This window comes from Marivita hallyeonensis, from assembly GCF_900129875.1.
GTDB lineage: Bacteria > Pseudomonadota > Alphaproteobacteria > Rhodobacterales > Rhodobacteraceae > Marivita > Marivita hallyeonensis.
In genome coordinates, this window is record NZ_FQXC01000001.1 from 171,432 (window position 1) to 185,075 (window position 13,644).

Consider the following 13,644-nt stretch of genomic DNA (forward strand, 5'->3'; position numbering starts at 1 on the left):
TGATTCTCGGAGAGGGTTTACATGCCATTCGATTTTCATCCTGACGCGGTTCAAGGTGTCCAGCTTGCCTTTGATTTCGACGCAGCTCCGGTCTGCGTCGCGCCTTTTGCGCCAAAGGCACCGCGACGGCAGACGAACTATCACGCCGGTCTGACGGCGGAAGGGCTTGTCGAGCGGTATTATGCCAGACGCGGCGCACGGCTATTGCACAGCCGGTGGCGCGGTCCGGGTGGCGAAATCGACCTGATCCTGGGCGAAGGCGACCGCGTCGTGTTTGTCGAAGTCAAGAAAAGCAAAACCCACGCGCGTGCAGTGCAGCGTGTGTCGGCCCGCCAGATGCAGCGTATCCAGGCCTCTGCCGAAGCCTATCTCGATCGCTGTCCCAAGGGCTCCTTGACAGAGGTGCGGATCGACGTGGCGCTTGTGGATGGCCAGGGGGTGGTCCGCACGATCGAAAATGCACCCCTCGCGGCCTGACGTCGGACCCTTGCGCGTCCAGCGCCCTTCGGCCATTACCGGCGGAGATCACGCAAGGGGCACACCATGAAAATCGCGTTTCAAATGGACCCAATCCAGTCGGTGGATATCAATGCCGACAGCAGCTTTCGGCTGGCCGAGGAAGCCCAGGCGCGCGGGCATTCCCTGTTTTTCTACGGGCCCGACCATCTGTGCTATGATGAAGGTCGCGTCCTGGCGCGAGGGGCGGACTTCACGGTCCAGCGCAAGCAGGGCGACCATGTGCATCTGGGGGAGCAAAAGCAGGTCGACCTGGCAGAGTTCGACGTGGTCTGGCTGCGTCAGGATCCCCCGTTTGACATGCATTACATCACGTCGACGCATCTGCTGGACCGGCTGGCGGGTAAGGCGCTTGTCGTGAACGATCCGTTCTGGGTGCGGAATTATCCGGAGAAGCTTCTGGTTCTCGATTTCCCGGACCTGACGCCGCCTACGATGATTGCGCGGGATCTGGACACGATCAAATCGTTCAAGGCGCGCTACGGCGATGTGATCCTGAAGCCGCTCTATGGCAATGGTGGCGCCGGGGTGTTTCGTCTCGACGAAAACGACCGCAACCTGACCTCGCTGCACGAGCTGTTCACCGGGTTTTCGCGGGAGCCCTTGATTGTGCAAAAGTTCCTGCCCGACGTGTCGAACGGCGACAAGCGGGTGATCCTCGTCGATGGCGACCCGGTGGGTGCGATCAACCGCGTGCCGGCTGCCGGGGAGACGCGGTCGAACATGCATGTGGGCGGGCGCCCCGAGAAGATCGGATTGTCGGAGCGCGATCTGGAGATTTGTGCGCGGATCGGGCCGCTCCTGAAGGAGAAGGGGCAGGTGTTTGTCGGGATCGACGTGATCGGCGACTACCTGACCGAGATCAATGTGACCTCGCCCACGGGGATTCAAGAGCTTGAGCGGTTCGACGGGATCAACGTGGCCGAGAAAATCTGGCTGGCGATTGAAGCGAAGCTGTAACCGGTTTTTCGAACGCGTGTGCTTTGAGTAGCCGGCCGACCCGCGCCGTGCGGCGCGGGGTACCCGTGCGAGGCACGGGAGACACTCCGGTGACGGAGTGTTGGAAACGCGGGGACGCGTTTTCGGCGCTGGAGGTCATCAGGTTGCACTCTTGGGCAAGCGGTAGCTCAGCGCTTCGGCGACGTGATCGCGGGTCAATGTCTCGGCCGCGTCGAGATCGGCGATGGTGCGCGCCACGCGCAGGACGCGGTGATAGCCGCGGGCGGATAGGCCGAACCGGTCGGCGGCCTGCGTGATCAGCGCCCGGGCCGGTTCGCCGAGGGCGACGGTTTGGTCAAGCAGCGCGCCCTCGAGATCGGCATTTTGCCACATCTCGGGCTGATCCTTGAACCGCTCGGCCTGAATGTTTCGCGCGTTTGCAACACGCGCGGCAATGTCCGCGCTGGTGGCTCCGGAACTTGGCAGGTCGAGATCGCGGAAGGCGACCGGGGGGACGTCGACGCGCAGGTCGAAGCGGTCCATAAGCGGGCCTGAAATCCGGCCCATATAGTCTTCCCCGCAGACAGGCGCGCGGGAACAGGCGCGGGCGGGGTCGCTGAGATATCCGCATTTGCACGGGTTGGCGGCGGCGACCAGCATGAAGCGGCAGGGGTATTTTACGTGTGCATTGGCACGCGCGACCATGACCTCGCCCGTTTCGATCGGCTGGCGCAGCGTTTCGAGCACGGTGCGGGGAAACTCCGGGAATTCGTCCATGAAAAGGACACCGTTATGTGCCAGGCTGATCTCGCCCGGTTTGGCGGTGCGCCCGCCACCGACGATGGCCGCCATCGACGCGGTGTGGTGCGGTTCCCGAAACGGGCGGTGGCGCGAGATGCCTCCGGCCTCGATCAGGCCAGAGAGCGAATGCACCATCGAAGTTTCCAGCGCTTCGGCCGGGGTGAGCGGCGGCAGGATGCCGGGCAGGCGCGCGGCGAGCATGGATTTGCCGGACCCGGGCGTGCCCACCATCAGGACGTGATGTCGTCCGGCGGCGGCGATTTCGAGAGCGCGCTTGGCGCGTTCCTGCCCCTTCACGTCGCGCATATCGCTGGTGACGGTTCCTTGCGTGACCTCGCCAGGTTCGCAGGGGGGCAGCGGGGTCCGGCCGGTCATGTGTTGGATCACGTCAAGCAGGCCCTTCGCCCCGATCACCTCGCAACCGCCGACCCATGCGGCTTCGGCGCCGGAGGCGGACGGGCAGACCAGCGTTCGGTTCTCGGCGGCGGCGGCCATGGCGGCGGGCAGTGCGCCGATCACCGGGACGAGGTCACCGTCGAGTGACAATTCCCCCAACGCGACAGATTGGGCGACCGCGTCCTTAGGCAGGATTTCCAGCTCGGCCAGCAGGGCCAGGGCAATGGGCAGGTCGAAATGCGACCCTTCCTTGGGCAGATCGGCGGGGGAGAGGTTCACAGTGATCCGTTTCGACGGCAGCGCGATGTGGAGCGTGGAGAGCGCGCCGCGTACCCGGTCGCGGGACTCGGAGACCGCCTTGTCGGGAAGACCGACGACCGAAAAGGCGGGCATGCCGGGGGTCACGGCGCATTGGGCTTCGACCATGCGGGCATCGACGCCTTCGAAGGCGACCGTGTAGGCGTGCGCGACCATCGGCGTTGTCCTTGTTCGGCCCAGAGCTTTGGGCCGTCAAGGTTGCCAAATGGTTAACGACGGTGGGCACCCGTTTTGGGAAAACGGGTGCAAGCTCCTGCGCAGGAGCTTGGCGCTAGGACCCGCGCGCCATCTCCATGAAGGCGGGCCAGGCCTCGGGGTCTTCGACTGTTTCGTCGCGACAAAGCTGGTTTTCGAACCCGAAAACGCGCCCGTCGAATTCGAGGAAGAACTGCACCGGACCGCCGGTGAACGGGCAAGTCGTGTTGACGGACGGCCCGCTCTCGACCGCTTTCGCCGGAAGCGGTGTCGGGCCGGGCCAGGGTTTCGTGGCAAACGGTTTGGCGTACCAGGGCAGGGTGTCACCGGTGACGAGGCCCATCGTGCGCCACTGTCGGAAGAATGTGTTGGCCAGATGCGTGTCGACATAGGCCTGAGCGATATCGGACAGCTGCGCATCGTATCCGGCAAACCGCGCTGCAACGGGTGCGAACATGATATCCGCAATGGAATAGGCGCCGAGCAGCCACGGGCCATCTTCGTGATAGAGACCGCGCGCATGTGACCAGATCGTGTCGATGCGCGCGATATCGGTCAGCGTGTCGTCGGACAATGCCGGCGCGTCATAGGCGGTGCGCAGGTTCATCGGGCATTCGTTGCGCAGCGCGCCGTAGCTTGAGTGCATTTCTGCGGCAAGCGACCGGCCGAGCGCGCGTTTGGCCGGATCCTTTGGCCAGAGACCGCCGTCAGGAAAGCGGTCGTTCAGCTCTTCTGCCATCGCAAGCGAATCCCAGACCACGCTGCCTTCGGGTGTGCGCATGGTGGGCACTGTGCGTGCCGGGGCAACGTCTTTCATTTGTTCCGCGACGCCTACGGAATTGAAGTCGATCAGGTGTATCTTGGGTTTGACGCCGAGCTGCTTGAACAGGAGCCAGCCGCGAAGCGACCAGCTTGAGTAGGCGTAGTCGCCGATGAAGAGATCGTAGGTCATGGCGCGTCGCCCTTTTTTCCTGATGTCGTTTCCGCGCAGAGTATCGCGTGTTTTTTCCGTGTCCCAATTGTGATTTGTGCGCCAGTCCATCACGCAGAGCGAACGATCTGATCGTATTTTTTGTGCGGATGAAAACTTTTTTCGTCTCGTGCGTGATCTAAAAGTGCACGTCGCGCGTATGTCTGTACGAGGGAAGACCTGAAAGGGGGCGACAATGGCACTGGACTCGTTCAACGACCAAACCCTGTCACGCCGCGCGATGAAAGCAGAACTGCTGGATGCGGAGACGGAACTTCAACTTGCATATGCGTGGCGCGACCAGCGCGATGAGGTGGCGCTGCACCGCCTGATTACCGCTTATATGCGATTGGCGATTTCGATGGCCTCCAAGTTCAAACGGTACGGCGCACCGATGAACGATCTGATCCAGGAAGCCGGCCTCGGCCTCATGAAAGCCGCTGACAAGTTCGACCCCGATCGTGGTGTGCGGTTCTCTACCTACGCGGTCTGGTGGATCAAGGCCTCCATTCAGGACTACGTGATGCGCAACTGGTCGATCGTGCGCACCGGGTCCACGTCTTCCCAGAAATCCCTCTTCTTCAATATGCGTCGTGTTCAGGCCCGGCTCGAGCGTGAAGCTGCGGCGGAAGGCAAGACACTGGAAGGGCACGAAATGCGCCGCCTGATCTCGGAAGAGATCGGTGTGCCGCTGCATGACGTGGAGATGATGGAAGGACGTTTGTCCGGCTCTGACTATTCGCTGAATGCGACGCAATCGACCGAGGATGAAGGGCGCGAGTGGATCGATGCGCTGGAAGACGACAGCGCGCAGGCGGAAGAGACCGTTGAAGAGGATCTGGACCTCGCTCAGCTGCGGCAGTGGCTGATGATGGCGATGAACCAGTTGAACGAGCGTGAGCGGTTCATCGTGCGCGAGCGCAAGCTGCGTGAGGATGCGCGCACTCTGGAGAGCCTTGGCAATGAGCTGGGTCTGTCGAAAGAGCGTGTGCGTCAGCTTGAGGCGGCGGCATTTGCCAAGATCCGCAAGTCGCTTGAAGCGCAGAGCCCAGAGGTGCATCACTTCCTGCGATGAGATCACTTCTTTTTTCCCTCACATTTTGTGCCCCCACGGTTGTCGCCGCTGGGGGCATTTTCGATGGGGCGGATATCGTCTTCTTAGGCGAGTTGCATGACAACCCCGCCCATCACGTTCGGCAGGCAGAGTACGTTGCCGAGATCGCACCCACGGCGGTTGTGTTCGAGATGCTGACACAGGCGCAGGCCGATCTGGTGACCCCGGCGCTTTTGGCGGACGAGGTGGCATTGGAGGCCGCGCTGGGCTGGAATGACAGCGGGTGGCCCGATTTCGCGATGTATTACCCGATTTTCGAAGCCGCGTCCGAGGCTGCCTTTTTCGGGGCCGCCGTGCCGCGCGAAGCGGCAATGGCCGCGATGCAGGCCGGTGTGGCGGAGGCGTTTCGGGGGGATGCGGCGACGTTCGGGCTAGAGAAGCCCTTGCCGGAGGAGCAGCAGGCGGCTCGGGAAGCGCTGCAGCTTGCGGCGCATTGTGATGCGATGCCTGCGGATATGCTGCCGGTGATGGTGGACATTCAGCGGTTGCGCGATGCCGAATTGGCGTTCTCTGCGTTGCAGGCGCTTGACCAATACGGCGCGCCGGTGGTCGTCATCACGGGCAACGGTCATGCGCGGTTGGACTGGGGCGCGCCGGTTTATGTGCAAGCAGCGGCGCCGGAGGTGCGGATCGCGTCCTTGGGGCAGGGCGAAGAGGGGGCGGGCGCACCGTCGGGAACGTTCGATCATGTCGAGACGTCCGCGCCTGCGGATCGCGGCGATCCGTGCGAGGCGTTCCGCTGATTGAGTTTTGCGTGGCCTGCCCGTAACACTGGACGCCGGAACCAGTTGGGACAGCCTCATGCTAAACGGCAAGCGTGTTTTGTTGATTATCGGCGGCGGGATCGCGGCGTATAAATGCCTCGACCTTATCAGACGCCTGCGGGAGCGCGGCGCGGCGGTGACGCCGGTCATGACGCGCGCGGCGGCGCAGTTCGTGACGCCGCTGTCTGTATCGGCGCTTGCGGGAGAGAAGGTCTATACCGATCTCTTCGACCTCACGGATGAGGCCGAGATGGGCCACATTCAACTGTCGCGCGTTGCCGATCTTGTGCTTGTGGCTCCGGCGACGGCGGATCTGATGGCGAAAATGGCGACAGGCCAAGCGGATGATCTGGCGACCACGTTGCTTCTGGCGACGGACACGCCGGTGATGATCGCGCCCGCGATGAATGTGCGGATGTGGGACCATGCAGCGACGCAGCGCAACCTTGCCGTTTTGCGCGGCGATGGCGTGTCTGTCGTGGGCCCGAACGAGGGGGATATGGCCTGCGGTGAGTTCGGGCCGGGGCGCATGGCCGAGCCTTTGGAAATCGTCGACGCGGTTGTCGGTGCGCTGGCGGCAGGGCCGCTTCAGGGCAAACGGATCATCGTGACCTCGGGGCCGACCCATGAGCCTATTGATCCGGTACGGTATATTGCGAACCGGTCCTCTGGGGCGCAAGGAACGGCGATTGCCGCGGCGTTGCGGGCGCTGGGGGCTGAGGTGGTCTTTGTCACCGGACCTGCCGACGTGCCGCCGCCTGACGGGGTCGAGGTTGTTCGGGTCGAGACCGCCGCCCAGATGCGCGACGCGGTGATGGCAGCTCATCCAGCTGATGCAGCTGTCTTCGCGGCGGCGGTGGCGGACTGGAAAGTGGTTGGCGCATCCCAAAGCAAGATCAAGAAACAGTCGGGCGCGTTGCCGGTTCTGGAGTTCGAGGAAAACCCCGACATTCTGGCGGAGGTGTCCAAGATGGGCGACGCACGGCCCGCGCTGGTTGTGGGCTTTGCGGCGGAGACCGACGACGTCGTTGCCCATGCCACGGCGAAACGCGCGCGCAAGGGCTGTGACTGGATCGTGGCGAATGACGTGTCTCCGTCGACCGGAATCATGGGTGGATCGGAGAACGCGGTCACCTTGATCACGGATGCGGGGGCCGAAGCCTGGCCGCGCATGGGCAAGGACGCGGTGGCGCGGCAACTGGCCGCGCGCATTGCCGACGCTCTGGTCTGACGGCGCGGTCGGACCATTTTGCATATTTATGAAAAAGAGAAGGTCAGGACGTGGTCTCGATTGAGCTGATGTGGGACGATGGGGCGGACCGGTCTTTGGGTCTGCCTGTCTATGCCTCAGCGGGGGCTGCAGGGGCGGATGTGCGCGCGAATTTTGCCGATCGCCAGCCGATTGTGATCGCTCCCGGCGAGCGTGCCCTGGTGCCGACCGGGCTGCGCCTTGCCATTCCCGAAGGATATGAGGTGCAGGTGCGCCCCCGCTCGGGGCTGGCGTTGAAACACGGGATCACGCTCCCGAACACACCCGGCACCATCGACAGCGATTATCGCGGGCCTGTGGGGGTGATCGTGATGAACGCCGGGAAGGCGGCGTTCGAGATCGCGCATGGCGACCGCATTGCGCAGATCATCGTCGCGCCGGTGCTGCGCGCGGTCTTCGTGGAGGTTGAGGAATTGGCCACGACCCAGCGCGGGGCTGGCGGGTTCGGATCGACCGGGGTGTCGTCATGATTGTCGTCTTTGCGATGGCTGGCGCGCTTTGGGGCCTGGGTGCGATGATGCGTATGCCCCGGTCCGCGCGGCTTTACATGATCGGCTTGCTCTATGTGGGCGTTTTGATCGTTCAGATCGCCTTGCCGATGGGGCATCCCCTGCGTGAGGCGACTGGAGGCAGTGCCGCGCTTTGGCTGTTGATTGGTGTCTTTGCAGCGATTGCGGTGGTCTATGGTCGGGTGATCCGTGGGTTGCGCGGGCGCGCTGTCGCGAAGGAAACCGAAGAGACGCCTCCGGTGCAGCGCCCTGCGTCGTTTTCCAATGCGGAACTAGAGCGCTATGCGCGGCATATCGTGCTGCGGGAAATCGGCGGAGTTGGGCAGAAAGCTTTGCGGGACGCCAAGGTACTGGTGATCGGCGCGGGCGGTCTGGGCGCTCCGGCGCTTCAGTATCTGGCGGCTGCAGGTGTGGGCACGATAGGGGTCATCGATGACGATGTGGTGGAGAACGCGAACCTGCAGCGGCAGGTGATCCATCGTGATGACGCTATTGGCATGCCGAAGGTGTTCTCGGCGCAGGCGTCGATTGTGGCGCAGAACCCGTATGTGGATGTGCGGCCGTATCATCGGCGTCTGACCGAGGAGATCGCGGCGGACCTGTTTGCGGATTACGATCTTGTGCTGGATGGCACCGACAATTTCGACACGCGGTTCCTGGCGAACCGCGTTGCGGTGGCTTTGGGCAAGCCGCTGATCTCTGGCGCGTTGTCGCAATGGGAAGGCCAGATCTCGGTCTTCGATCCAGCGGAAGGCGCGCCCTGTTACCAGTGCATCTTCCCCGAGGCTCCGGCAGAGGGGCTTGCTCCGTCCTGTGCCGAGGCGGGAGTGATCGGGCCGTTGCCGGGGGTCATCGGGTCGATGATGGCGGTTGAGGCGATCAAGCTGATCACCGGGGCGGGCCAAGCGCTGCGGGGAGAGATGCTGATCTACGACGCATTGTGGGGCGAGACGCGGAAGATCCTGCTCAAGCGGCGGGAGGATTGCCCGGTCTGCGGGTCTGCCGCTTCGGCCTGACCACGCGCCATTCCGGGTCTCCGTCGCATTTTTTGAACCACTTATTCTGTCTCAAAGTGGGGTCGATGGCGTCTGATAGACTTAAGTCATGTCTGACCCAACGACCATGAAAGCGGCCGTATTTGATCGCTATGGCCCGCCGGAGCGCCTGAGCGTGACGCGGGTGCCGATCCCGGAGCCGAAACCCGGAGAGCTGCGCGTTCGGGTGCGCGCGACAACTGTCACGCGGACGGATACGGCGACCCTGCGTGCGCATCCTTTCTTTGCGCGGGCGATGACCGGGTGGGTTCGGCCCAGGATGCACATTCTTGGCATGGATTTTGCCGGAGAGGTCGATGCGCTGGGTGCGGGCGTAACGGGCTATGCCGTCGGGGACCGGGTGTTCGGGCTTTTGCCAGACCACTTTGGCGGCCATGCGGAGTTTGTTTGTGTGGGTGCCCAAGCGGCCGTCGCGCCGATCCCAGACAAGATCGCCTTCCACGAGGCTGTGGTCGGTGAGGGCGCATGGTACGCGAGTTCCACCACCGATGGCTTGCGGAGCGGTCAGAGCTGTCTGATCTACGGGGCGTCTGGCGCGATTGGCACGGCTGCGGTGCAGCTGGCCAAGGCACAGGGTGCAGAGGTGACGGCGGTCGTTGGGACGCGTCATCTGGATTTGGCAGCGCGACTTGGAGCGGATCGGGTGGTGAATTACGAAGCGGAGGATTTCACCGCGCTGGGACCGACATTCGATCTGGTTATGGATGCCGTGGGGCACACGTCGTGGTTTGCGTGCAGGCGTCTGTTGAAACCGGGTGGGGTGTTTTCGGCGACCGATCTTGGACCATTTTGGTCGAACATCCTGTTGGGCGCGGTGTCGCGCCGCGTGGGCACTCCGTATCCTAATGATGCGCCGGGTTTTGTCTGGCGGCTCGCAGGGATGTTGGGGGCTGGCACATTCGCCGGTGTTTTTGACCGCAGCTATGCGCTGGAGGACATCGTGGAGGCCTTTCGCTATGTCGAGACCGGGCAGAAGACGGGGATCGTGACGATCCGGATGTGATGTGGTCACCGGTTGCACCGGGGCGTGGGAATGCTACCTCTTGCGGCAACAACAGGAGCCGCATCACCATGACCAATCCGCTTTTGTCCACCTGGGACACGCCCTTCTCCCTGCCACCGTTCGACGCCATCGAGGATGCGCATTTTGCGCCTGCGATCGAAGCCGCGATGGCCGAAGATTTGGCGGAGGTCGACGCGGTCGCGTCCAATTCGGAACCGCCGACATTTGCCAATACGATCGAAGGCTTGATGCGGACGGGAGGGCAGTTGGACCGCGTGTTGGGGGTGTTCTTCAACCTTGCGGGTTCGGATTCGAACCCGAAGCGGGAAGAGATCATGAGGGAGTTCTCGCCGAAGCTCGCGGCGCATTCGGCGGCGATCTATTCGAACAAGGCGCTTTTTGCGCGGATTGAAGCAGTATGGCAGGCGCGCGATGGAATGGACCTGACTGACGAGCAAGCGCGGGTGCTGATGCTCACGCGGCGCGGGTTCGTGCGGGCGGGAGCGGCGCTTGAGGGTGATGAAGACGCGCGGATGACGGCGATCAAGGGTCGGCTGGCCACGTTGGGAACGGCGTTCGGCCAGAACCTCTTGGCGGATGAGCGCGACTGGCAGCGGCCCTTGTCGGAAGCTGAATTGGAAGGCTTGCCCGCGTTCGTGATCCAAGCGGTGCGCGCGGCGGGAGAGGAGCGTGGAGCCGATGGGCCGGTGCTGACGCTGTCGCGGTCGGTTATCGTGCCGTTTCTGCAGTTCTGCCCAAACCGCGCGTTACGGGAAGAGGCATGGCGCGCCTGGGTCGCGCGCGGGGAGAATGGCGGGGAGACCGACAACCGCGAGATCGCGGCGGAGATCCTGGCGTTGCGGCACGAGCGGGCACAGCTTTTGGGCTATGACGATTTCGCGTCCTACAAGCTTGAGACCGAGATGGCGAAGACACCGGAAGCGGTGCGCGGGTTGCTGATGGACGTGTGGCAACCGGCGAAGGCGCGTGCGCTGGAGGATGCAGCGCTTCTGGAAGAGCGGATGCGCGCGGATGGTGTCAACGGGCCGTTGCAGGCGTGGGACTGGCGGTATTACTCGGACGCGCGGCGGCGTGAGGAATTCGCTTTGGATGAAAGCGAGGTGAAGCCGTACTTCCAGTTGGAGAAGATGATCGAGGCGTCGTTTGCCTGCGCCTCGCGTCTGTTCGGGCTGGCGTTCAAGCCCTTGGACGTGCCGCTTTATCACCCGGATGCACGGGCCTGGGAGGTGACGCGAGACGGCCAGCACGTCGCGATCTTCATCGGTGACTATTTCGCGCGGTCATCGAAGCGGTCGGGCGCGTGGTGTTCGGCGATGCGGTCGCAGCGGAAGTTCCCGGATGTGCAGGCGCCTATCGTGGTAAATGTGTGCAACTTTGCGAAGGGTGATCCGGCGCTGTTGTCATATGACGACGCGCGGACGCTGTTCCACGAGTTCGGCCACGCGCTGCACCAAATGCTGTCGGATGTGACTTATGACATGATCTCGGGCACCTCTGTCGCACGGGATTTCGTCGAGTTGCCGAGCCAGTTGTACGAGCACTGGCTTGAGGTGCCGGAGGTGTTGCGCGAGTTTGCGATCCATGCCGAGACGGGCGAGGCGATGCCGCAGGAGATGCTGGACAAGGTGCTGGCGGCGGCGACCTATGACATGGGCTTCCAGACGGTGGAATATGTCGCGTCGGCTTTGGTGGATCTGGCGTTCCATGAAGGTGCTCCACCTACCGATCCGATGACCGAACAGGCCAAGGTGCTGGCAGAGATCGGGATGCCCGAGGCGATTGTGATGCGCCACGCGACGCCGCATTTCGCGCATGTGTTTACCGGCGACGGGTATTCGTCCGGATATTACAGCTACATGTGGTCCGAGGTGATGGACGCGGATGCCTTCGAGGCGTTCGAGGAAGCAGGCGGGGCCTTCGATGCCGAGATGGCGGGCAAGTTGGAGGAATTCATTCTTTCGGCAGGCGGGTCCGAGGAAGCGGATGTATTGTACACCAAGTTCCGTGGGCGCATGCCGGGGGTCGAGGCACTGCTCAAGGGGCGCGGGTTGGCGGCTTGAGTGGCGTCAGGCCTCTGATGACAGGTTCTCGGTTTTGAGAAAGCGTTCGAAGGCGTCGAGGTTGATCGCCTCGAACTGACCGAATGCCTGCATCCAGACGCTGGCGTCCTTGAGGGCGTCCGGCTCCAGCTTGCACCACTTCACGCGGCCGCGTTTTTCCTGGCTGATGAGGCCTGCATTGGCGAGGATCATCAGATGTTTCGAGATCGCGGCGAGAGACATCTCGAACGGGTCTGCCACGTCGGTGACGGCCATGTCGTCTTCGAGCAGCATCGTCAGGATCTGACGGCGGGTCGGGTCCGCAAGGGCGGCGAAGACAGTGTCAAGGGTCTGTGCCATTCGGTGCAGGTGCCGCATCGGGCGCGAAAACTCAACCGAAAAGTTGAATAACGGATATGGGCGATGTGAGCGGAAACAGGGGCTGCGACCGATTGGTCGGGTCTTTCAGTGCTGCGAGATAAACAAGCGAAATCAACCTGTTAATATAGGTTTTCAGTTGACTGGCGCTGCCTTGACTCGGGTCGTGCCGCACCGTAGCACATGCTCAAAGTTCCAACTGGAGTGGAGCGCGTGTCTGACGACGATCCGAAGCAGCGACTGGCAGAGCTGGAAGCGCGGATTGCAGCGGCCAAGGGGGCCGGTCCGGACAAGCCACATCAGGAGGAACACTACAGCCAGGCGCAACATGCGTGGCGCATGGTGATCGAATTGGTGTCCGGTCTTGGGATCGGATTTGGCATCGGCTACGGGATCGACGCGGTCTTTGGAACGCAACCCTGGTTCATGGTGCTGTTTGCATTGCTGGGCTTTGCCGCGGGGATCAACGTGATGATCCGCACCGCGAAAGAGCTTCAGGTGACGAAGCTGGCCGATCTGGCCGGACAGGACGAGAGGGATAAAGATGGCTGAAGGCACTGAGGGCGGCGGTCTGGTTTTCCATCCGATGGATCAGTTCATCGTCAAGCCGATGTTCGGCGACGGCGCAGTGGGCATGTTCACCTTCACAAACGCGGCATTCTGGCTGCTTCTGGCCGTTGTATGCGTGGTTGCACTGATGGTGCTGGGCACGGCGAAGCGCGCGACGGTGCCGACGCGCACGCAGTCGGTGGCCGAGTTGGCCTACGGATTCATTTACAAGATGGTCGAGGATGTGACCGGCAAGGATGCGGTGAAGTATTTCCCGTATATCTTCACGCTGTTCATCTTCATCCTCTTCTCGAATTTCCTCGCGCTTATCCCGATGTCGTTCTCTCCGACCTCGCATATCGCGGTGACAGCCATCCTTGGTTTCGGCGTGTTCTTCGCGGTCACAATTCTGGGGTTTGTCAAGAACGGCGCATCGTTCCTGGGGCTGTTCTGGGTGTCGTCCGCACCGCTTGCGCTGCGCCCTGTATTGGCCGTGATCGAGATCATCTCGTATTTCGTGCGCCCGGTGAGCCACTCCATTCGTCTGGCGGGCAACATCATGGCGGGCCACGCGGTTCTGAAAGTGTTTGCGGGCTTCGCCGCGATCACGGCGGTCGCGCCTCTGGCGATTTTCGGCATCATCGGGATTTACGCGCTTGAGGTGCTGGTGTCCTTCATCCAGGCCTACGTGTTCACGATCCTCACCTGCGTGTACCTCAAGGACGCGCTGCACCCGCATCACTAACGCATGGGTGCGTGAGTTCACGCGCCCTACGACCTAACGCAAACTTCCAATCGTAAGGAGAA

Annotated in this window: 14 protein-coding genes; 11 read left to right on the forward strand and 3 right to left on the reverse strand. The window is 62.6% G+C overall.

All coding sequences use genetic code 11. The annotated features are described in order from the left end of the window. Positions 1-21 precede the first annotated feature (21 nt). Positions 22-477, forward strand: a complete 456-nt coding sequence (locus BUA42_RS00825) for a YraN family protein (RefSeq protein ID WP_072775815.1) — start codon at positions 22-24, stop codon at positions 475-477. A gap of 66 nt (positions 478-543) precedes the next feature. Next, complete coding sequence (gene gshB, locus BUA42_RS00830) at positions 544-1,476, forward strand: glutathione synthase (RefSeq protein WP_072775816.1); 933 nt, start codon at positions 544-546, stop codon at positions 1,474-1,476. A 138-nt stretch (positions 1,477-1,614) separates the two neighbouring features. Here gshB and BUA42_RS00835 read toward each other — a convergent pair whose 3' ends face one another. Next, a complete protein-coding gene (locus BUA42_RS00835; protein WP_072775817.1) occupies positions 1,615-3,126 on the reverse strand; it encodes a YifB family Mg chelatase-like AAA ATPase in 1,512 nt (503 codons plus the stop codon). 115 nt (positions 3,127-3,241) lie between these two features. After that, a complete protein-coding gene (locus BUA42_RS00840; protein ID WP_072776669.1) occupies positions 3,242-4,117 on the reverse strand; it encodes a glutathione S-transferase in 876 nt (291 codons plus the stop codon). A 214-nt stretch (positions 4,118-4,331) separates the two neighbouring features. On the opposite strand from BUA42_RS00840, the gene BUA42_RS00845 reads away from it, so the two are divergent. From BUA42_RS00845 to BUA42_RS00875, 7 genes are all read left to right on the forward strand, one after another. Then, entirely contained in the window at positions 4,332-5,210 is an 879-nt protein-coding gene (locus BUA42_RS00845) for an RNA polymerase factor sigma-32 (RefSeq protein WP_072775818.1), read from the forward strand. After that, positions 5,207-5,992: a ChaN family lipoprotein gene (locus BUA42_RS00850; protein ID WP_072775819.1), complete on the forward strand. Its 786-nt coding sequence runs from the start codon at positions 5,207-5,209 to the stop codon at positions 5,990-5,992. The genes BUA42_RS00845 and BUA42_RS00850 overlap by 4 nt, the downstream gene beginning before the upstream one ends. Before the next feature lie 58 nt (positions 5,993-6,050). Continuing rightward, positions 6,051-7,244 carry a bifunctional phosphopantothenoylcysteine decarboxylase/phosphopantothenate--cysteine ligase CoaBC gene (gene coaBC, locus BUA42_RS00855; protein ID WP_072775820.1) on the forward strand — a complete coding sequence of 398 codons (1,194 nt, stop codon included), beginning with the start codon at positions 6,051-6,053 and terminating at the stop codon, positions 7,242-7,244. 68 nt (positions 7,245-7,312) lie between these two features. Next, positions 7,313-7,753, forward strand: coding sequence for a dUTP diphosphatase (dut, locus tag BUA42_RS00860; protein ID WP_425435022.1), 441 nt, complete (start codon positions 7,313-7,315; stop codon positions 7,751-7,753). Further along, positions 7,750-8,808, forward strand: a complete 1,059-nt coding sequence (locus BUA42_RS00865) for a HesA/MoeB/ThiF family protein (protein WP_072775822.1) — start codon at positions 7,750-7,752, stop codon at positions 8,806-8,808. The genes dut and BUA42_RS00865 overlap by 4 nt, the downstream gene beginning before the upstream one ends. 88 nt (positions 8,809-8,896) lie before the next feature. Next, a complete protein-coding gene (locus BUA42_RS00870) occupies positions 8,897-9,850 on the forward strand; it encodes an NAD(P)-dependent alcohol dehydrogenase (RefSeq protein WP_245818914.1) in 954 nt (317 codons plus the stop codon). A 68-nt stretch (positions 9,851-9,918) separates the two neighbouring features. Continuing rightward, positions 9,919-11,931 (forward strand): M3 family metallopeptidase, encoded by a 2,013-nt coding sequence (locus BUA42_RS00875; RefSeq protein WP_072775824.1) that lies wholly within the window; start codon positions 9,919-9,921, stop codon positions 11,929-11,931. A gap of 6 nt (positions 11,932-11,937) precedes the next feature. Here the strand turns inward: BUA42_RS00875 and BUA42_RS00880 are convergent, their stop codons facing one another. Further along, positions 11,938-12,270, reverse strand: a complete 333-nt coding sequence (locus tag BUA42_RS00880) for an ArsR/SmtB family transcription factor (RefSeq protein WP_072775825.1) — start codon at positions 12,268-12,270, stop codon at positions 11,938-11,940. Positions 12,271-12,501: 231 nt separating this feature from the next. On the opposite strand from BUA42_RS00880, the gene BUA42_RS00885 reads away from it, so the two are divergent. Further along, a complete protein-coding gene (locus tag BUA42_RS00885) occupies positions 12,502-12,840 on the forward strand; it encodes an AtpZ/AtpI family protein (protein WP_072776670.1) in 339 nt (112 codons plus the stop codon). Continuing rightward, positions 12,833-13,582, forward strand: coding sequence for a F0F1 ATP synthase subunit A (locus BUA42_RS00890; protein ID WP_072775826.1), 750 nt, complete (start codon positions 12,833-12,835; stop codon positions 13,580-13,582). Before BUA42_RS00885 ends, BUA42_RS00890 begins: the two co-directional genes overlap by 8 nt. The last annotated feature ends 62 nt before the right edge of the window (positions 13,583-13,644 follow it).